The sequence below is a fragment of the Salinimicrobium oceani genome (assembly GCF_012037645.1).
The window spans coordinates 333,874-353,876 of sequence record NZ_JAAVJR010000005.1; the positions used below are offsets into that span (position 1 = coordinate 333,874).

Genomic DNA, 20,003 nt, shown 5'->3' on the forward strand with positions numbered 1-20,003 from the left:
TCCAAAACTGATCTGAACTGAAGTCCAGAATGTTTAATTGCGGCTGCAATTTGATTTTAGGAAATATGATATTATCTTCCGCTGTAATTGATACACAAGTTGAGATAAATGAATTATGATTGAAACAATCTAAAAATCGATCATTCCGAATTCATACTAATTATGTGGCCCACCGCTCTCTTAAATTATAATGAAATTTTTAGCGGAATGGAGTTCTTCCCATGAAATTGGTAAACCATTTAATTATCCGCAGTGTCTCCACTCTTGTTCTCTTATCTATCCTTCTACAGTGAACTTCAGAACATAGAATTTAGGAAGAAGGTTAGGCTTGCAGATAAATTAAAATTCAATTCAGTTCCTTGCTTTAAGATACGTCTCATGCTTGCTAAAAAATTGAACAGCATGGTGTTCTAAAAGCCAAAAAAGTCGGTGTTGCGAAAATCTCTCCAGGTCGTAAGCATTCGCTCTACCAATAATAATTTTTCTTTTAAAAGTTCATTCCTATACTAAAGCTAAACCTCGGTTTTTCTCCTCCTGTAAAGAGATTGAATCTCCCTGAAATGGCATCTGCTCCTGTGATCCAAAAGCCCAGTCCATAACTGTCATGCCACACATTGCTGTCCTCTCCATCCAGCCAAACCCTTCCAACGTCATAGCCGCCAAAAACCCCTATCTGTAAAGGCACAAAGGAGGTCTTAAATTCATTAAAACTATACCTTAGATCGGTTCCCCAAACAAAGGCACTTTCTCCAGAAAATCTTTCTTCTCTATATCCTCTAAGATGCTCTGCACCTCCAAGTGTTGCAGCCTGATAAAATTCGAAATCATCTCCAAAATTCATTTGCCCATTTACTCTGGAATGCACCACGATTTTTCTGTTTCGGCTTACCGCTCTATAAAAACCAAGGTATGGATTGAGGTATCCATAAATATTTTCAGTTTCTGAAGTGTTTAATTTACCTCCTACATTAAGTTCAAATCTCATTCCATTGGTAGGGTTTAAGACATTGTCATAACTTTCATATCTGAAAAGTCCTTCAATGCCGGCAAAATATTGCCTCTCATAGAAATCGGCACTTTCAGGAAAGTATTCTGAAATAAATCGTTCAGGATTTTGCTCAATCTGAACTCCTTCAAAAGTAGTTTTCAGCTGGTAGTACCTGCCAAATGGGGTTTGCTTTGCAATTCCGGCTTCAGCTCCAATTCGACTTATTCGTACCCGATTATAATCCTTTCCAAACTCTTCTTCAAAATCTGGTGTATCGTTACCCATTCCGAAGAAATTCCTGGTATAACTGGGGTTCGTAAAATGAGCTCCCAGTAAAAAATTATATTCTCCAAAGAAATGAGCAAATTCTCCTTGATATCTTAAATCAAAACTTTGTGTTGCAAAATAATAGCCCCCTCTAAATCTGTGTTGTGCTGTAAAAGGATTCCTGCGGAAGCCAAATTTTGTGTAATTAGCACTTATCCCAATTTGAAAACCATCGTCGGGATTATATCCTATTGCAGGTAGTACCGAGCTCGTAGTGTAGATTCTGCGATCCTTGTCAAAAACATTTACCTCATAATTATCCGTGAAATTGAAATCTGCTCCTCCCCTTTCCACTACCGTATTCGGCAAAGTCTCGTGGTCATAAACCTTTACGTTTTTGCCCTTTTTGATCCTGTAGATGTCGTTGTTTTGTCCCCCAATAATGCGCACCTTAATGGGAGCTGTATTTGTTCCGAAGACCTCAAAAATATCATCATCATCTAATCCGTAAACCCATAATTCCTGAGTGTATTGCGGTTTATAGGTTCTATCGCTCACCACTTCAGCTTTCTCTCCATCCTTAATTCTAAAAATACTTACTCTGGTCTCACCTGCAGGAAGACGTTCGATTTCTATATGATCGTCCTTATCTGTTGCTGAAATAATGGCGATCTTCGCGAAATAGTTATAGTACCTTTCAGTAATGTCAATAAGATTATTACGACGCGCTTTAAGGTTCTTTATTATATTTTCAGTTGATTCGCCTCGTGTTTCCTTCGGAAGTTTTTCAAAGGCCGCTTCAATTACTTCATCTGTTATTTCATTCTGAAGAATATTTGCCTGCTTCAGCCATTCATCTCTGTCCACATTCTGAATAAGGCTTCGGTCCAAACCAACAGCAGCCGAATTGAACCATTCTATATCCTTTATATTCTCATCATAAACAGCAAATTGATTGGCAAAACCTGTCAAACCACGAAGGGTATTAAAAAATGCTCCGTCAAAATTTGAAAATACCTGGTCCCGGTCTCTTGGAATGGGCCTGAACAAATGATTCCCTTCTACATCCTCAAATTCTGCCCAGCGCCATTGATCTTCGTGGCGATCCCAATCTCCTACCAGCATGTCAAAGATCCTGGCACGGATATATAGCGACTCATCCACATTATATTTTTCATCACGTCGCAGGCGTTCGAACACTCCTGAGGTACTTTGTATATCGTGATCTGGACCGCCAAAAGGTTCGTAGCCTTTCCAGCCTTCTTCCGGCCGTTCTACGATCATATAAAGTTCGTCCCCGTATTCACTATTATAGTCACCTAGTGCCTTTTGTTTCGGAACGTAAAACAACTGCGGATTCGTATGATACAGTCCGGCCGCCTTCGACAAAGTCGGAATTGCCAGAAATGCGTATGGATGGGCCGAGGTATAAAAATCTTTAATAACATCTTCGGCCAATGTATTTTCAAATTTCGTTTCGACCGGAGTGTCTTTATATGCAACTGTTTGAAGGAACTGCACAGCACTTTTTTCCAAGGCTCTCATGTTATAGTCTCGTCCTTCTTTGTCCTTCAACCTTAAGGAGCGGGTTTGATGTCCGCCTCCAGCTCTTTCTACTTGAAGTCCGCCATATAAAGTATCTAGGACAGCAACAGGTGCTTCAACTCTAGTTCCATATAGATCTCTATACCTGTCACCCCAAATACTTTCATATACTTCTGAAACCGTAGTATCTCGAGGTTCGTAAACCGAGGCGAGAATAGTATTGGGAAAGTTAGTTGCTAAGGTATCTGTGTTAAAAGGAGTAGGCGCAGGAATAACTTCCTTTTGGTAAAGCAAAGTTGGTTTATTTTCCTGACTCCCGTAAAAGCTTATCCAGGAAGAACCATCCTCAAACACATCAAGTGCAGCAAACCCTTGGCCAGAATATGCAAACAGCCCGTCATTTCTTAGCCCGACATAAGAAGCTTTTGAAGCAGAGCCAGATACTACTTGTTTGATCTCATCATGTTCAATATACTGAAGGGAATGATCGTGACCAGATACAAAAACTACATTCCCCCATCTTTTGGCAATAGTTTCAATTCGTTTTCTCATCCCTTTGTACCGTTCATTCTGAATATCAGTACTAGTGACGCCACCCGTAGTTCTCATGAAATTAACAAGGGTGCCTAAAATAGGAAGGGGAAGCTTTCTTTGAGTAGGATAAAGATGATTGTTGATACTAAACTTCCCTCCGTGCAAACCATTGGTATAAAGGGGATGATGTATAACAAACACTACTGTCTTTGTCTGATTCTTTTTTAATTCACTGTCTATCTCCTGAAAAAATGCTTCTCTAGTCTTGATATCGGGGCAGTCATCATTAATTTTTGGGTGTTTATTCCAGTCTTCCAGAAACCATTGGGATTCTGCGACGATGACCTGAATATTATCAGTTATCTCAATAGAGGCAAATCCACATCCAGGTTCTGGATAGTAAACGTCGTCTCTTTCCAATTTTTCTTGTAAATAATCCACCTGTCTCTTTAAACCAGTTAATCCCTGATTGTACCAATCGTGATTCCCGGGAATAAAAAACAAATTTCCGTCATAATTCTCTACTGCATCGATTTGTGCATCCAGGCGGTACTCCATTAATTCTCTTTCTGGATGATCTTCGGCAACAAGGCCAGCTGGATAGACGTTGTCTCCCAAAAAGATAGTATAATTTCCAATCTGTTTTACAGAATCTATATAGGTCTTAAAAGCAAGTAGCGCCTCAGAAGAACCTCCTGGTGGGGAATAGCCGCCATCGCCTAAAAGATAAAAGGATTTCTCAACAGGCTTATCCTCAGGGTAGCCAAAATCCTTAGTAGGTTCGTCTTTTGCGTAGTAAAGTTTATTTAGATGAGGGGAACATCCCGCAATGACTATAAACACTAGTAGTGTTAGAAATATGTTATTTTTTTTCATACAAAATTATTGGGGGGATTTTTTTGTAATTTGGTTTGAACCTAACTCCAATTGAATGACACCTCTTATTGAGAAAGCCGAAAAATTTGTACAGGATTTATTCAGCGAAAAACTTCCAAATACCTTCATTTACCATAATTTTAAGCATACTCAGAGAGTAGTTAAAAGTAGTAAAGAATTAATTGAAAAGTCTGAAATTCCTGTTAAACAGGAGGAGGCACTCCTGCTCGCTGCCTGGCTTCATGATACAGGTTATACGGAGGCTTACACGGGGCATGAGGAGAAAAGCGTTCAAATAGCTGAAAAGTGGCTTACAGAAAATAAAGCCGACAAGGAACTCATAGAAAATGTAACGCGTATCATCAAGGCTTCCAAGATGGAGGCAAATCCTCAGGATGAACTTGAGATGATCCTTAAAGATGCTGACACCTCTCATTTGGCGAAAGATTATTTTGAAGAGACAAGCGAATTTTTGCGTCAGGAACTGAAACTACAAAAGATCAAGAACTTTAGTCATCGCGAGTGGATAGAGCAAAATATTGAACTCTTTACAGAAGTTCATCAGTATTATACTCCTTATGCAAGAAAGAACTGGAAGGAGCAAAAGGATAAAAATCTTTTTGAGCTACTGGAAAAAGAAAGAAAAGCCAAAAAGAAATTAGCCAAAGAGGAAGAAAAGGCTCGCCTAAAGGTGAAGTATAAGGACAAGAGCCCAGATCGTGGCATCCAAACTCTGTTCCGGGTTACCATGAGAAATCATTTGAAATTAAGCGATATAGCCGACACAAAAGCTAACATCCTCCTTTCTGTCAACGCTATTATTATTTCCCTTGCAATTGCCAATCTCATTCCAGATCTCACAGCACCTTCAAACGCCGGAACTACGGTTATGATTCCTACTTTTATACTTATGCTCTTTAGCGTAGCATCAATTATTGGTGCAATTATGTCTACCAGACCTAATGTAACTTCGGGAGAATTTACAAGGGAGCAAGTGAAAAATGGTGACGTGAACGTACTATTCTTTGGAAATTTTCATCGTATGCCCTATGAACAGTTTGAATGGGCAATGCACGAGATCCTGAACAATCAAACAGATGTTTATGAATCCTTAATGAAAGATCTTTACATGCTGGGCGTGGTTCTGAATCGAAAATATTATTTACTCCGAATTACTTATACGATCTTTATGGTGGGCATCATCCTCACTGTCCTGAGCTTTATTGTCACTTACTACCTTGTTTAGTACATTTTCTAGATCATCATAAGTAAAAACCTGATCGTTGTTGTTTTCTCCTTCCAGGTGGTACAACACATCAACGCGTATAGCTTTTAAACCAATCACACCCTGCACGTCCTCGAGCTCCAGCATTTCGACTTTAGTACCCAGGTAATTTTTAGACTGCAAGTATTTAATATATCTGAGGTACTCTCGCTCATCGCTCCGGTTGGAATAAACAATGGCTATTTTACCTTTTTGGGTAATTCTTTCTTCAGATCCTTTTACACTCGCCTTGTCTATTCTTTTCTTAATGATCTCGTACCTGGCATTATAAGTTCCATCAACATCAAATTTCTTTTCATCCATTCTGTATCTTATAGAAAGGGTGGTATTGTACACCAATATCAAAGAAGCTGCTTCCAGCTTTAAAGGCATATTTTCCTGGATCTGGTAAAAGCGATTCTCCATTTCACACATGGTACTAAGCTGCCATAACCTCAAATTAAAAAGGTAAACTTCATCAAAAGGTTTCACCTTATTATTAGTAAGGGAGGCACCAATATAAATGTTATGTTCTACGCCATCGGTTTTATACCTTTCAAAATAATGAGGATAGATCTTTTGTGCTTCAACCTGCTTCCTGTCAATATAGCGAGCCATGGTCCGGTTGATCTGCTGGACAGCTTCATCGTAGTTTTTACGATGATTGTAGATAATTCCGGTTTCTGAGTTGATCTGTTTCTGATACTCCTTCAGCTTATTTTTCAGTGAGGGCGTCTGTTTTTCAATATGAGCCATTACCGGTGCTATTTCCCTCTGGAGGAGATTGTAAATCTTCTGTTCACTGGAAGCATTTAAACTCTCCGAAAACTCTTCCTGAAATTCTTTGATCCTGAATTTCACCTGTTCATAAATATCCAGGTGCTCGATCTCCTCTGCTTCGCAGACTATTTTCTCAATAAAATCCAGTTGATCAAGAAGGTCCTTTTGAATTGCTTCATTTCTGGCTTCAGAAGATGCTACTATATCTATTTCTCCAAAAAGAGGATAAACATCTTCAAAAGTAATGTCCTTGAAAGAAGCCAGACCATCTTCATCCAGGTCTCTTATAAATCTTCTGGCTTCCTTCTCAAAGATCCATAGCACACTTGGATGAATGGAGGTACATTCTCCCTGGATTACAGCCTTGACTCTGTTCTCAAATTCAGATTTACTTCTCTCTACAGCTGTTACTATATATGGAAGAATATCTTCAAGTTTCGTGGCATTTACACTATTCAATTCATTTTTATTAAATGCAACCAGTTCCAGAAGGCCAAGCAAATTTCCATTCTTGGCTATAGGTGCAATAATTGCACTTTTAGCATTAGCAGCTTTTAATGATGCTGCCAGGTGATTAGTGGCAGATTGCTCAGCGAAGCGCTCCACATCAGGAATACTAAAGTAGTGGTGATCATTTACGAGCTTTTGAAAGGCCGTTTCATCGAGTGCAGCTCGGCAGTCAAGTTCCTTATTATTCCGAAGTAAATAACTTGGTGCACGGTTACTAAGCATTCTCTCAAAAGTTGATTCCTGCTCGTTGTACATTGAAAAACCAACCTTTACATCTGGAACTTTATAAATTGATTTAAAGATCTCCTCAAATCTTTCAATTTCTTCCTTTCCTGAAGCATTTCTTTGAAGTAAAGTTGTTTTGAGATCTGATATTGCGTCATCTACAGTAACATCGGTAAGAGAAATTATAGTGAACCCTCTGAAAACCCAACTTTTTGGAGGGAATTTTTTCTTCCATAAGTCAACATCTTCAATGTTTTGAATTAGTTGATCAACATCTTCATCTGTAATTGCTTTGTGGCCAACTCCCGGTTCAACTTCAAGAAAATCGGAATTAAGATCAATACGATAATGTCTTAGGATACCCTTGTCGTCGGGTATGTCATAATAAAGGGGCCTTGAGAAATCAATTTCATAATGGTAGTAAGAGTTAAGAATGAGAATGCAGCCATATATGTAATCAAGATCTTCATTCAGGTTTCTCATGGATAGAGAAAAATCTTCCCCTGCACACTTCAGGATCTCACGGAATTTCTTAGTAGAATTGAATACTATATTATGAAACGGTACAGAGATGGCTTTGATCTGTGTATCCGAAAGAATTTCAGGAAAGAGGTCCTTCATAAGGATCCGAATAGGATCTTTCAGCTTTACAAGATCTTCGATATTCTCAATACCATTAGTTAACGCCGGAAATCTAGAAATGTAGTCCAGCATTCTTTCAATATAGTTTCTGGAAATCTCACTGTTCTCCGTTTCTAATTGTTTTCGATACTGCTCTATAATCTTGTGAAAGCTTATTCTAATATCGAGGGGGAAATCCTTTTGTTCCTTCATACTTTAAAAATAATCAATTTAACCCCCTGATAAATCCGCTACCTGATATTAACAATATTTTATCTATTAAACCCTCAAAGATTGGAGCCGTTGTTTATTTTTGTTCAAAATGAAAAAACTATGCGTAATTTATTTATACTTTTTTTAGTCCTTACCCTTATTTCCTGCGGAGAAGACAAGGAGCAAGGATATTCTATCAGTGGAACCATTCAAAATGTAGAGGATGGAACTAAAATATTTATTTCTGAATTTAATGACACTAACACCCAGGCGGTGCCTATTGATACTGCAATAGTGTCTGAAGGAAAATTTAGCCTGGATTTACCTAAAAAAGACCAACCTACAATCAGTTTCCTTAATGTAGAAGGAACCAGAGGAAACCTCATATATATCGCAGATAATGTTCCCATTTCTTTTGAGATCTATCCTGACAGCATTTATGTATCAAAAATTTCGGGTGGGAAAGATAATGCTGTTCTGAGTTCTTATCTCAAAGAGATTCGTCATACAAACGAACGAATGACGGCCGCAAATAACGCTATGAGAACAGCATACAATTCTCAAGATACTGTAAGTCTTAAGACACTTCAGGAAACTCAGCAACAATTGGCCAATGAAGACAAAGCCACTAAATCTCAAATTGTGAGGGATAATCCTGGATCTATTGTTTCTATTATGATCATACAGGATATGATGAATAGCCAGGCTTTCTCAGCCTCTGAACTTAATGCCCTTTTTGAATCCCTGGATGAGAGCGTGAAACAATCATCTCTTGCCCAGGATCTAAAAGCAAATTTGGATAGAATGAGTAAAACTGCAGTTGGTAGTAAAGCACCTGAATTTACCGCACCTACTCCAACCGGCGAGCAACTTGCTCTAAAAGATGCTTTGGGAAAGGTTACTCTTGTTGATTTCTGGGCTTCATGGTGTCGCCCTTGCCGTGTCGAGAACCCAAACATCGTGGAGGTGTATAAGAAATATCATGACCAGGGGTTCAACATTATTCAGGTTTCGCTCGATAGGCCAGACCAGAAAGATCGCTGGCTACAGGCCATACAAGATGACAATCTCGAACAATGGAATCACGTTTCAAACCTCATGTTCTGGCAGGATCCTATTGCGACGGAATATGGAGTTCGTGCTATCCCTGCTGCCTTTCTGCTCGATGAAAATGGAACTATTGTAGCCAAAGATCTTAGAGGTCCAGCGCTGGGAGAAAAGGTGGGCGAGCTTTTGAAATAAGACGATCGAGTACCAAAAAAAAGCAAAATGGGAGCTCGTAGAGCTCCCATTTATTTTTTCAGCATATTATATAGTTCCTTATAAAAGCAGGAAAGAGATATTCACTTTCACTGTCACTTCCATTTCACCGGGAGCAATTGTCTGCTGGCCTGAACTGCTGTCGGCTTTCATTTCCATTCTGTATACAGGTTGAAAATGATCTGTCTGCACTTCTTCCATGCTAATGGCCTTTCCTAACTCCTGACCTAATGCTTCTGCATATTCCTCGGCTTTAGCTTTTGCATTTAAAACAGCCTTTTGCCTTGCTTCTGCCTGGAGCTGTTCTTTTTGAGAGGTTTTAAATTCCACCCCGTCAATTCTATTAAGCCCGGTTTTAAGTAAACCACTCATGACGGTCTCATACTTCCTAAGGTCCTTTAATTGAATTGATATTGCCTGGTTTGCCGAGTAATAAATCTCTTTAGTATTGTAATCTACTTCCTTATTGAGACGGATGTATTCTGTTTGAATATCTTTTGCTTCCACACCTTGTGATTTCAAATATTTAATTACATCATTGACAACCTGGTCATTTTGTTTTTTTACCTCTGCTGCAGAATTTCCAGTATGTTCTATCCGCGAATTGATCACGACTCTGTCTGGAACAACATTCACTGTTCCAGTACCCATTACAGCTATTGTTGGCTTTGGATCATTTTGACCATATAAAATGCTACCAGTTAGAAAACAAAAAAGTAAGATGATATTTTTCATATTGAGTTTGTTTGTATAATGGCTTTTCAATTTCAGTGCCAGTGTCAGATTCTTCCCGTTTTTTGTAGGAAAAAAAGTAGAACTATGGGAATAGCTAACAGGATCACCATGAAAAGACTCGTCACGAAAATTTGGGGCACAAGAAGTAAAGTAATGATATATCCACCAACAGCTCCTCCAAAGTGAGCATCATGCCCAATGTTTCCAATTCTGTTTTTCATTCCGTATATAGAGTAAAGGAGATATCCAATTCCGAAAATATAAGCAGGAATAGGAATGGGAATGAAAAATAAATACAAACTCATATCGGGATAAAGCAGGATAGCAGAATATATTATTCCCGAAACGGCACCACTTGCTCCTACGGCACTGTATTCAAATTCCTCTTTATGAAAATAATAGGAAAGAAGGTTTCCTAACAAAAGACTTACTACATAGATTAGAAGAAATGCAATACTGCCTAAGGAAGCAATAACAACATCTGCAAAGAAATAAAGAGTAAGCATATTAAGAAAAAGGTGCCCCATGTCAACGTGCAGAAATCCCGAAGAAAATATTCTGACCTTCTCTCCTCTTCTAACTGCTGCAGTATTGAATTTATACCTTTCAAAAAAGCCTCGGTCATTAAATCCTTTCAAGGAAAAAATAACATTTGCAGCAATTATGATCATTGTAACGAGGTTCAAATCTCCCATAGACGCTAAAAATTTAGTGCCAAATATACCATATATTTGCCGAAATCACTTTTACATGCAGCGTTTAGCATTCTTGCTGGTTTACCCAATTTTACGGCTCATTTCCTTATTACCCTTCAGGTTATTCTATCTGTTTTCAGATGTAGTGTTTTTTGTTGTTTATCACATTTCGGGATACCGCAAAAAAATAGTCTGGGAAAATTTAAAGCTGGTATTTCCGGAAAAATCTGATGCGGAAATCGCGATAATTAGAAAAGCATTTTACCAGCATATGGTAGATATGTTTCTGGAAATGATCAAAAGCATCTCTATCTCCAATGAAGAGCTGAAGAAAAGATTCACCTTTACAAATATTGAGGAGATACAGAAGATACGAGATATGGATAAGAGCATCCTCCTCTCCTGTGGGCATTATGCAAGTTATGAATGGATGAATGCACTTCAGCTTTATAACCTGGATTACAGAGGCTTCGGAATTTACAAGAAGATCAAAAATCCCTTTTTTGACAAGTTAGCAAAAGACATCAGGGGACGTTACGACGGAGTCCTAATTCCTACAACCGAAGCAACAAAAACTATTTCAGCAAATGAAAGGGCAGGTATAAAAGGAGTCTACGCGATGATCGCCGACCAATCTCCCAAGCTTAATCGTACTAAAGCATGGATCGACTTTATGGGCATTACCGTGCCGGTATTTACGGGAATTGAGAATTTATCCAGAACTTTAGATATGGCCGTGGTCTATCTGCACGTAGAGAAAACAAAAAGAGGCTACTACCAAGCCTCTTTTAAAACATTATCTTATGATCCTGCCAATGAACCTCCTTATAGGATCATTCGTGAGTACTTTGAGGAATTAGAGCAACAGATCATCAAAGCACCCCAATATTACCTATGGACTCACAAGCGTTGGAAACATAAAGATATTTCAATTCCGGAAAATGCCGTTGTGATTAGGAGAGATTAGCAATTTCTTTGATTTCCGTTATCATTTCTTCGGCAACCTTATCAGCTTTCTCCTGGCTTTTTGCTTCGGTATAGATCCTAATGATCGGTTCTGTATTTGATTTTCTCAAATGTACCCAGTATTCTGGAAAATCAATTTTAACTCCGTCTATTGTAGAAACTTCTTCTTTTGAAAACTTCTCCTTCACACTTCTTAAAATTTCATCCACGTCAAGTTCAGGAGTAAGTTCAATTTTATTTTTACTCATAAAATAGGAAGGATAGGTCTTTCTTAATTCTGACATCTTCATTTGTTTCTCTGCCAAAAATGTCAAAAACAGAGCAATTCCTACCAGGCTGTCTCTTCCGTAGTGAAGCTCAGGATAAATGATCCCTCCATTCCCTTCTCCTCCAATAACTGCCGAATTTCTTTTCATCAATTCTACGACATTCACTTCTCCTACAGCACTTGCTTCATATTTGCCACCATGCTTCTCCGTAATATCTTTTAAGGCCCGGGAGGAAGAAAGATTACTAACCGTGTTGCCCGATGTTTTGCTTAAGACATAATCTGCACATGCGACGAGCGTATATTCTTCCCCAAACATCTCTCCATCTTCACTAATAAAAGCAAGTCGGTCCACATCTGGATCTACTACTATTCCAAGATCGGCTCCTTCATTCTTTACCAATTCACATATTTCATGAAGATGTTCCTTTAAAGGTTCTGGATTATGAGGAAAATGTCCCGTGGGTTCACAGTATAATTCTACCACTTCAACTCCAAGTCTACGCAAAAGCTTTGGCACTGCAATACCACCGGTAGAATTGACTCCATCTACAGCAACAGTAAATTTTGCCTCAGCGATCTTGCGGGCATCTACCAAAGATAGCCGCAACACTTCTTCTATATGTGTATCAATATAATGATCAACGCTTTGCACAGTTCCCAGGTCATCTACATCGGCAAAAGTAAAGTCTGCATTTTCGGCAATCTCTAATATTTCTGAACCATCTTCGCCACTTAAGAATTCTCCCTTTTCATTTAATAATTTTAGAGCATTCCATTGTTTAGGATTGTGGCTGGCTGTAAGAATTATTCCGCCGTCGGCCTCTTCCATTGGTACTGCCACTTCTACTGTTGGAGTTGTAGAAAGATCAAGATCGATAACATCAATCCCAAGACCTATTAAGGTGTTCATTACAAGCTGTTGAATCATAGGGCCAGAGATTCTTGCATCTCGTCCCACTACAACTTTGAGTTTCTTACCTTTTTTACTATTCTTAAGCCAGGTGCCATAAGAAGCGGCAAATTTTACTGCATCTATAGGAGTGAGATTATCTAAAGGCTTCCCTCCTATTGTTCCCCGGATCCCGGATATTGATTTTATTAGTGTCATAAGTGATTTAAAAATGTTAGTCTAAAATGTCATTTTTCGAACCCCATAAAAATTTAAGATTTTTTTTGAGCTGGGAAAATGAACGGAGACAAAGATACAGCCCTTCTGAAGCAGGAACAAACCTTAACAAAAATTAAACACTCCTAATGATTATATTAGCCTGAATGAATTTTCTTGCGCATATATATCTTTCCGGAAAGAATGAGGAGCTCATCCTCGGAAATTTTATAGCAGATTCCATTAAGGGAAAAAAATACCTCAAATATCCACCTGGGGTTCAACATGGAATTCTTCTGCATAGAAGAATAGACCATTTTACAGACACTCATCCCATAGTGAAGAAGAGTACGGCGAAGCTTCATAAAAACTACCATCATTACAGCGGAGTGATTGTCGATATTTACTATGATCATTTTTTAGCTTCTCAATGGGCAAAATTCTCACAGGTGCCCTTAGAAAAATTCGTAGCCGATTTTTATAAGCTCCTTCAAAGAAATTTCGATCTGCTCCCAGATAGCATTCAGCAGTTTCTTCCATACATGATTGCAGATAACTGGTTGTTAAGTTATGCTTCCATGGAAGGCATTCATAGAATACTTTATCAAATGAATCAAAGAACCAAAAATGTGGTTCAAATGGATCGAGCGATTTATGACTTAGAACATCAATATGATGACTTTAAAAATGATTTCGATATTTTCTTCCCACAGCTCCAAAAATTTTCAGCCAACCAAATCTTACAAATAAAAGAATGAAAACCGTTTACTATTTATTTCTATTACTCATTATATCTTCTTGTAAAACAGCACCAGAAGTTTCCAGGAGCTCTTCAAGAGGAGTGATTTCTGAAAATGCGATGGTTGTTTCTGCCAGGCAGGAAGCTTCTATAATTGGTATTGAGATTCTCAAGAAAGGCGGTAATGCTTTTGACGCTATGATGGCGACAGAAATGGCATTAGCTGTTTGTTATCCTTACGCAGGTAATTTAGGAGGCGGAGGATTTATGGTCTATCGCCTGGAAAATGGTGAAACAGGCACACTAGATTACAGAGAAAAGGCGCCAATGGGGGCATCTAAGAACATGTTTTTGGATGAGCAGGGAAAGGCAGTTCCTGAAAGAAGTCAAAAAGGTAGTTTGGCAGTTGGAGTTCCGGGGACTGTTGCCGGGATTTTTAAAGCCCATGACAAATTCGGGAAATTACCTGTGGAAGTGATCTTAGCACCGGTTATATCATTAGCCGAAAATGGATTTGTAGTTACGGAAAAGCAAGCAAATGCTTTACGTACCCATCGCTCTGAAATGATAGAGGTCAATGGAAAGGAGATCTTATTTTCTAAAGAATATTCAGCAGGTGATACCATTAAAAATCCGCCACTTGCCAGAACTTTGAGAAGGCTTGCCAAAAATGGAATAAAAGAGTTTTATTTTGGCAAAACTTCAGATGTTTTATCTGATTTTGTACTAAAAAAAGGAGGATTGATCAACAAAGATGATCTTTCTGCTTATGAAGCTAGATGGAGATCTCCCATAATTTTCAAGTATAGAGATTTAGAAATAATCTCTATGGGACCGCCTTCTAGCGGGGGAATTGTATTAGCACAAATAATGAAGATGATAGAGCCTTTTGCGTTAAAGGAATTAGGACATAATTCAGTTCCTACAATTCAGGTTGTGACCGAAGCAGAGAAAAGAGCATATGCAGACAGGAGTAAATTTCTCGGTGATCCAGATTTTGTGGAAATCCCCACATCCCAACTCACAAGTGTGGAATATTTACACACTCGTATGAAGGATTTTGATTTTGGAAAGGCTACACCATCAAAGGAGATTTCACCAGGTAAAATCGAAGGATTTGAGCACGATGAAACCACGCATTATTCTATTGTAGATCGTTTTGGAAATGCAGTGGCCGTAACCACTACTCTTAATGGTGCTTATGGTTCAAAGCTTTACATAGAGGAACTAGGATTCTTTTTAAATAATGAAATGGATGATTTTAGCGCAAAACCCGGTACTCCTAATATGTTTGGGTTGATTGGGGCTGAAGCAAATGCCATAGCACCTGAGAAAAGGATGCTAAGCTCTATGACACCAACCATTGTGGAAAGAGACGGTGAATTATATATGGCCCTGGGCTCACCCGGGGGATCAACTATTATTACGTCGGTTTTGCAAACAATTATAAATGTGGCCGAATTTGATATGACCATGCAGGAGGCCGTTGAAGCCCCTCGTTTTCACCACCAGTGGCTGCCAGATGAAATCGTGTTTGAACCTAATGCTTTTGATCCGCTCATTATAAAGGAGCTAAGAATCAAAGGATATGAGGTGAATGAAAGGAACTCACGCATTCTTGGAAAAGTAGATGCGATCCTGAAGATGGAAAATGGCTGGTTGGAAGGAGGTGCAGATCCAAGAGGAGACGACACCGCTGTTGGTTATTAAGCATAAAAAAACCGGCACGAAAGCCGGTTTTTTTTTATAATTAGATTTTCATTATTACGCATAGTACCAGTGACCTGAAGAAGATAACCGTACTTCTTTCCATCCATAACGTGAATGGTAATAGTACCAGCGGTCAAATCTTCTTAAGACAATTAAGCCGCTCACAGTGTAAGTTTCGCCATTAGTATATACAGGAGTTGTAGTCGTGCTCTCACCTCCAGAAGAATAAGGATACATATTATTTATTCCAGTTTTATCTCCAGTAGAAAGAGAAGATCGCTGTACGTTAAACGTGCTTCCATCTTTTTTTACCAAAGTTGGTTTCCCATTGCTGGAAAATGAATAGGAACCGTACATCATGATAGATCCAAAATCTAAAGAAGACGTATATTCTTTACCATCCATTCCTTGTTGAGCATAGGTGTGAAAATTATGCTCTCTTCCACTCTGTATATTAGAATAGTTTATAGTAAGAAAGTTTTCACGATCTACCCTACTCTGTTCGTGCCAAAGGCCTACAGCGTGCCCTATTTCATGAATAGTATTCCCTGTAGAACAGCTACTAGAAAGAGTAATATTCTGTCTTCCTCCAATCATTCCAACATAAGAAGAACAGCCAGAACCGCTCACAAAATAAACATAATTCGATTGACTGGTTCTCTCTACAAATTTGATGTTGGTATTTGATTCCCAGTGCTTAATAGCGTCATAAACTCTGGCTTTATTGTCTAAACCACTTTCAATTGAGTAATAGACAGTGTTGTTAGGCCACAGTCCAGAGGTTCTTCCAACACTTTTGTTTTGTGGAACTTCATTTTTTTCATAGACCAACTGGACCTCACTTTGACTAACCAGGTCTCGAGGAAATAAAATATCTCCTTGGTACACGTAATCTCCATTAAATTCCTCTACTGGAAATTCCTGTCCAGCATAATAAACAGTGGTTACAGGACCAGATTCAGGTCTGGCTAATTCAACCATTTCTTCATTTGCAACCGCTTCAATGGCAGAATCAGTATTAATTTCTTCTAATTCGTTGGGGTTATCTTTACTACAAGAGGCCAGAAACGCTAGCGCTGGTAGTAAATAAGTGAATTTAAAGTTTCTCATAAGTAGGCTTTTTGTTTTTTCGAACATTGTAAACTTGGGATTTACTGTACTATTTGTATTTCTTAAAGTTTCGATGACTATCAGTTTTTCGTTAAATAAAAGCTTTTAAAAACAAAAGGAAATCTTAATTCCTCTTTGCTGCTCATTTCTTTGTAATAACTGTGCCAAAGTAGATTTTAATAAAAGATTAACATGGTGGAAGTTTATACGGATTTCATTTAGGGCACTATCTGGTTCGTATTTAAAGTATTTTAAGTGAAACATTTTTTCTTTAGAAATAATTGTGTGCTGTAAAAATATAAATTAATATTATTTTAGTAGTCATTTTGAAAACTTTAACATACTGGTTATTAATAATTTATGGAAGAAAATTCTTACGATTAGTAACTCGACCTCCTTATTTTATTAAAGGAACAGCGCCTGAAATCGAAGAATAAAAAATTTAAAAACTTTTAAAAAATGGCAGTCTTTCATCCTTTTTTTATGCCATTCATCGATATTCTATTTTTATGATCAGTAGCAGTATCTCAACTTCCCTGTAGGAAAGATTTCGTCTTTTTCTTAAAAGATCTTGAGGTGTCAGAAGAGATTGAAGGTGGAAAAGGGATAGAATAAGAGTAAGAGAGAACCCTTTTTAAAGCTGAAGTCTAATAGATGAAAGGTACAGACTTGAATTGCTACGGCGCCTTCCACATTTTAAAATCTTTTTACTAAGTAACCAGTTCGAATTTACCACCAACAGCATGGTAGAATAGGAAATTAAAAAAACCGTTCAAATTTGATTTGAACGGTTTTAAGAAAAGATTAGGTGCTAATACACCTCTAAATGATATTTCTATTCTTCAGGACAAACATTCGCCTGAACTCGAGCATAGAAAGGATAAGTAATTCCAGAAGCTAAATCTAGCTCTACATCTGGTGTATCCCCTGTGCTCGCAGTGATGTTGTTTTCAGCTACACACACTACAGAAGTGGAACCATCTCCACTTTGAGATACCTCAATGATATAATCCTGAATTGCAAATTCTGTAGTAGAATTAATGATAAAGTGTGGTATTCCAGCAGACAAACTTACGGTGATAGTCGATAGCGGATCTGTAGAGCTTGTGCTTTCTAGTAAGAAATATGCTCCTGCAAAATCCTCTGGTTCTTCAATTAAAACCCATCCACTTTCTCCTTCCAAATATCCAGTTGTACATGCTGAGTCTGCATCTTCAATTGCACATTCATCAACAACTACAGGACATCCTACTGCATCTACTTCAACACCACTCTCTGTACCTGAACATTGGTCGATACCATTCCATACTCCATCACCATCTGAGTCCATAGGACAACCATTAATATCTACTGTGGCACCATTAGGAGTATTAGGACAATTATCTTCACTGTCTATTACACCATCACCATCAGAATCTGTTTCAGTTACTTGCTTTTCACATCCAGCCTGTTCTCCAGTAGTATAAACTTCTGTACCAGCTGGTGTATTAGGACATTTATCATTTTCGTCAATGACACCATCATTATCTGAGTCTACAGGAGTCTCACCTCCGTCATCTCCACATCCAAATCTCACGTGTTCGTACTCCACCTCATCGGCACCAGCAAAGTTGGCCATAATTTCTGCTCTACTTAAACTTCCAGAGATCACCATAGGTTCTACATCGCCATAAGCATCATCTTCTGTTGTCCAGTCAAGTAGGGTAAGTGTATAGTCAATATACTCCTCATCATCGTCATATGCGTCCAAATTAGGAAGTGCGAAACATACTGCATCTGCAAATAAATCTCCGTCATCATTTCTTCCTGTGTTATTTATTACACCACTATAAAGAGAGGTGCCATCAATAGAAATGTCTACAGAATATCTTGCTGGATAGTGTCTTCCTTCTGGAGTACAATAATTCGCAAAGAAACAGAACTCGAATGCTTCATTGGTATCAAGTTCAAAGAATAGATAACCATATTGGTTCACGTCACGGTCATCATAACAGATAACGGAAACGTCCACATATTTCTTTACTCCAGCTCCAAGGTCTATGCTTAAAGGAAGCGGACTATCAACAAATTGTGCTAAAACTCCTCCTTTAGGCGCAAGCCAGATCAAATCTCCTTCTGCATTGTATACAGAAAAATGCTCCAGACTATAATTTCCTGGCTCAAGTTCTAGTGCGGCATCTTCTTCTGTGAAGATCTGTCCTGCTACAAGGTCAACACGATATGGATCTGCTAAAGATCCAACGACTGCATTTCCTCCCTGGTTAAGAACTATTTCGACATATGCCGGTGTGTCATCAGTACAGGCAGGTAAATCTCCTACATCCGATTGCTTGTCGGTAGATTTCCCCGCAAGATCCTGAACAATGGCCCCAAATGATAAGGTCGCTTTTTCAGAATCATTCATTGCTGAATTTTCTTCTTTACTACAAGAGGTAAAGAGCAGTGCAAACACTGCTATAAAACTCAAGTAAATTTTAATTTTTTTCATAGTTAACAGTTTTGATTAATAATTTAGAATGGTTAATTAGAAATATAAAGAGGAAGCTGCTTTCACAGCTTCCTCTATTTTTTTATTCACATCCGAATCTCAAATGTTCATATTCTACATTGTCGGCTCCATCAAAGTTGGCCATAACTTCTGCTCTACTTAAACTTCCAGAGATAACTATTGGATCAACATCGCCATAAGCATCTGCTTCTCCAGTCCAGTCAAGTAAAGTCACTGTATAATCAATGTACTCTTCATTATCACCATATTCAGAAAGATTAGGAAGTGCAAAACATAATGGATCAGCAAAAAGATCCCCGTTTTCATCTCTTCCTACATTATTCATGACTCCACTATAAAGGGAAGTACCGTCTATAGAAATATCTACAGAATATCTTGCTGGATAGTGACGCCCATCTGGTGAACAGTAGTTCGCAAAGAAGCAGAATTCAAAAGCCTCATTGATGTCTAACTCAAAGAATTGGTAACCGTATTGATTCACATTACGATCATCATAACAAATTACCGAAACATCTACGTACTTTTTAACTCCTGCACCTAGGTTTATGGTTAAGGGTAGTGGGTTATCTACAAATTCTGCTAACACCCCACCTTTAGGAGCAAGCCAAAGAAGATCTCCCTCGGCGTTATAAACTGAGAAATGATCCAGTGAATAAGTACCAGGTTCAAGTTCAAGTGCAGCATCCTCCTGCGTAAAAACTTGTCCCGCTACTAGATCAACTCTATAAGGATCTGCTGTAGTTCCTACTACAGCATTGGTACCTTCCATTAGTACAATTTCTACATATGCAGCGACATCATCTGTACAAACAGGCATATCACCAACATCTGATTGTTTAGCTGTAGATTTACTCGCCAGGTCTTCAACAATGGCACCAAAAGAAAGTGTAGCCAGATCTGAATCTGATGCTAAAGACGAATTGTCGTCTTTACTACATGAGGTAAAAAGCAGGGCGAACATCGCCAAAAAGCTCAGGTAAAATTTAGTTCGTTTCATAATAAATCAGGGTTTGGTTAATAAATAGAATGGTTAAATTTATTTTAAAGAGACCGGTTTGACCCGGCCTCTTTTTTACTTAT

At 38.4% G+C, this 20,003-nt stretch carries 13 protein-coding genes; 5 read left to right on the forward strand and 8 right to left on the reverse strand.

Annotated elements, in window-relative coordinates; all coding sequences use genetic code 11:
- Nucleotides 1-487 precede the first annotated feature (487 nt).
- Nucleotides 488-4,210 (reverse strand): metallophosphoesterase, encoded by a 3,723-nt coding sequence (locus tag HC175_RS11145; RefSeq protein WP_168138566.1) that lies wholly within the window; start codon nucleotides 4,208-4,210, stop codon nucleotides 488-490.
- A 55-nt stretch (nucleotides 4,211-4,265) separates the two neighbouring features.
- Here HC175_RS11145 and HC175_RS11150 point away from each other — a divergent pair, with 55 nt between their 5' ends.
- Nucleotides 4,266-5,456 (forward strand): Pycsar system effector family protein, encoded by a 1,191-nt coding sequence (locus HC175_RS11150; protein ID WP_168138567.1) that lies wholly within the window; start codon nucleotides 4,266-4,268, stop codon nucleotides 5,454-5,456.
- Here the strand turns inward: HC175_RS11150 and HC175_RS11155 are convergent.
- On the reverse strand, nucleotides 5,373-7,823 hold the full coding sequence (locus tag HC175_RS11155; protein ID WP_235942595.1) for a GAF domain-containing protein: 2,451 nt from the start codon (nucleotides 7,821-7,823) through the stop codon (nucleotides 5,373-5,375). The two genes, HC175_RS11150 and HC175_RS11155, sit on opposite strands and share 84 nt — an antisense overlap.
- A 120-nt stretch (nucleotides 7,824-7,943) precedes the next feature.
- Here HC175_RS11155 and HC175_RS11160 point away from each other — a divergent pair, with 120 nt between their 5' ends.
- The gene (locus tag HC175_RS11160) at nucleotides 7,944-9,065 is read left to right on the forward strand and encodes a TlpA disulfide reductase family protein (RefSeq protein WP_168138568.1); all 1,122 of its coding nucleotides are present in this window, start codon (nucleotides 7,944-7,946) and stop codon (nucleotides 9,063-9,065) included.
- A gap of 78 nt (nucleotides 9,066-9,143) precedes the next feature.
- On the opposite strand, the gene HC175_RS11165 is transcribed toward HC175_RS11160, so the two are convergent.
- A complete protein-coding gene (locus HC175_RS11165) occupies nucleotides 9,144-9,818 on the reverse strand; it encodes an SIMPL domain-containing protein (RefSeq protein WP_168138569.1) in 675 nt (224 codons plus the stop codon).
- A 44-nt stretch (nucleotides 9,819-9,862) separates the two neighbouring features.
- A complete protein-coding gene (locus tag HC175_RS11170; protein ID WP_168138570.1) occupies nucleotides 9,863-10,513 on the reverse strand; it encodes a rhomboid family intramembrane serine protease in 651 nt (216 codons plus the stop codon).
- 55 nt (nucleotides 10,514-10,568) lie between these two features.
- On the opposite strand from HC175_RS11170, the gene HC175_RS11175 reads away from it, so the two are divergent.
- Entirely contained in the window at nucleotides 10,569-11,480 is a 912-nt protein-coding gene (locus tag HC175_RS11175; RefSeq protein ID WP_168138571.1) for a lysophospholipid acyltransferase family protein, read from the forward strand.
- Here HC175_RS11175 and glmM read toward each other — a convergent pair.
- Nucleotides 11,467-12,858 carry a phosphoglucosamine mutase gene (gene glmM, locus HC175_RS11180; RefSeq protein ID WP_168138572.1) on the reverse strand — a complete coding sequence of 464 codons (1,392 nt, stop codon included), beginning with the start codon at nucleotides 12,856-12,858 and terminating at the stop codon, nucleotides 11,467-11,469. The two genes, HC175_RS11175 and glmM, sit on opposite strands and share 14 nt — an antisense overlap.
- A 164-nt stretch (nucleotides 12,859-13,022) precedes the next feature.
- On the opposite strand from glmM, the gene HC175_RS11185 reads away from it, so the two are divergent.
- On the forward strand, nucleotides 13,023-13,613 hold the full coding sequence (locus tag HC175_RS11185) for an acyl carrier protein phosphodiesterase (protein WP_168138573.1): 591 nt from the start codon (nucleotides 13,023-13,025) through the stop codon (nucleotides 13,611-13,613).
- Nucleotides 13,610-15,304: a gamma-glutamyltransferase gene (gene ggt / locus HC175_RS11190; RefSeq protein ID WP_168138574.1), complete on the forward strand. Its 1,695-nt coding sequence runs from the start codon at nucleotides 13,610-13,612 to the stop codon at nucleotides 15,302-15,304. Before HC175_RS11185 ends, ggt begins: the two co-directional genes overlap by 4 nt.
- 54 nt (nucleotides 15,305-15,358) lie before the next feature.
- Here ggt and HC175_RS11195 read toward each other — a convergent pair whose 3' ends face one another.
- The 3 genes from HC175_RS11195 to HC175_RS11205 form a co-directional block, all read right to left on the reverse strand.
- Entirely contained in the window at nucleotides 15,359-16,414 is a 1,056-nt protein-coding gene (locus tag HC175_RS11195; protein WP_168138575.1) for a M12 family metallopeptidase, read from the reverse strand.
- Nucleotides 16,415-17,249: 835 nt separating this feature from the next.
- The gene (locus tag HC175_RS24220; RefSeq protein ID WP_235942596.1) at nucleotides 17,250-18,902 is read right to left on the reverse strand and encodes a thrombospondin type 3 repeat-containing protein; all 1,653 of its coding nucleotides are present in this window, start codon (nucleotides 18,900-18,902) and stop codon (nucleotides 17,250-17,252) included.
- Between the two features lie 82 nt (nucleotides 18,903-18,984).
- On the reverse strand, nucleotides 18,985-19,920 hold the full coding sequence (locus HC175_RS11205; protein ID WP_168138576.1) for a hypothetical protein: 936 nt from the start codon (nucleotides 19,918-19,920) through the stop codon (nucleotides 18,985-18,987).
- Between the last annotated feature and the right edge of the window lie 83 nt (nucleotides 19,921-20,003).

What these genes read in the sequence shown, in the direction of transcription:
- HC175_RS11175 (WP_168138571.1), top strand. Translation starts at nt 10,569, where the DNA reads ATGCAGCGTTTAGCATTCTTGCTGGTTTACCCAATTTTACGGCTCATT.
- HC175_RS11150 (WP_168138567.1), top strand. Translation starts at nt 4,266, where the DNA reads ATGACACCTCTTATTGAGAAAGCCGAAAAATTTGTACAGGATTTATTC.
- HC175_RS11205 (WP_168138576.1), bottom strand. Translation starts at nt 19,920, where the DNA reads ATGAAACGAACTAAATTTTACCTGAGCTTTTTGGCGATGTTCGCCCTG.
- ggt (WP_168138574.1), top strand. Translation starts at nt 13,610, where the DNA reads ATGAAAACCGTTTACTATTTATTTCTATTACTCATTATATCTTCTTGT.
- HC175_RS11145 (WP_168138566.1), bottom strand. Translation starts at nt 4,210, where the DNA reads ATGAAAAAAAATAACATATTTCTAACACTACTAGTGTTTATAGTCATT.
- HC175_RS11160 (WP_168138568.1), top strand. Translation starts at nt 7,944, where the DNA reads ATGCGTAATTTATTTATACTTTTTTTAGTCCTTACCCTTATTTCCTGC.
- HC175_RS11170 (WP_168138570.1), bottom strand. Translation starts at nt 10,513, where the DNA reads ATGGGAGATTTGAACCTCGTTACAATGATCATAATTGCTGCAAATGTT.
- HC175_RS11155 (WP_235942595.1), bottom strand. Translation starts at nt 7,823, where the DNA reads ATGAAGGAACAAAAGGATTTCCCCCTCGATATTAGAATAAGCTTTCAC.
- HC175_RS11165 (WP_168138569.1), bottom strand. Translation starts at nt 9,818, where the DNA reads ATGAAAAATATCATCTTACTTTTTTGTTTTCTAACTGGTAGCATTTTA.
- HC175_RS24220 (WP_235942596.1), bottom strand. Translation starts at nt 18,902, where the DNA reads ATGAAAAAAATTAAAATTTACTTGAGTTTTATAGCAGTGTTTGCACTG.
- glmM (WP_168138572.1), bottom strand. Translation starts at nt 12,858, where the DNA reads ATGACACTAATAAAATCAATATCCGGGATCCGGGGAACAATAGGAGGG.
- HC175_RS11185 (WP_168138573.1), top strand. Translation starts at nt 13,023, where the DNA reads ATGAATTTTCTTGCGCATATATATCTTTCCGGAAAGAATGAGGAGCTC.
- HC175_RS11195 (WP_168138575.1), bottom strand. Translation starts at nt 16,414, where the DNA reads ATGAGAAACTTTAAATTCACTTATTTACTACCAGCGCTAGCGTTTCTG.